Origin of the sequence: Vibrio sp. T20, assembly GCF_007858795.1 — a bacterium.
Lineage (GTDB): Bacteria > Pseudomonadota > Gammaproteobacteria > Enterobacterales > Vibrionaceae > Vibrio > Vibrio satsumensis.
The window spans coordinates 1-325 of record NZ_VFEB01000239.1 but is presented as its reverse complement, the minus strand read 5'-3'; the positions used below and the strand labels follow the sequence as shown (position 1 = coordinate 325).

The following is a 325-nucleotide window of genomic DNA, read 5'->3' as shown; positions in this document are numbered from 1 at the left end:
ATTTAAAGGCACAACATATTTGGGTGAGTAAAACCGGAATGGGAACCGGAGTCGGGATCAATCCGAGTGAAGCACAAAAGCTGGGTTGGATAGATGAAGCACTAATGCGTATTGGTAAAACACGAAATATTACGGTGTTTACTCGACACTACTTGTCGGCGATTTTGTTCGCTCAACAGAAAAATTTGATTCTTACCATTCCAACCAAAGCTGCACAATTGCAGCGCAATAATCCTAGGTTGTTGATCAAACCTGCGCCATTTGCGATTGAGCCCTTTGAGGTAAAAATGTCGTGGAGTCCATTATTACAAACCAATCCCGACCA

1 pseudogene is annotated in these 325 nt (G+C 42.8%); it reads left to right on the top strand.

Features of this window, described 5'->3' with window-relative positions:
- Positions 1 to 325: pseudogene (locus tag FTW16_RS22260) on the top strand (LysR family transcriptional regulator); the annotation flags it as partial.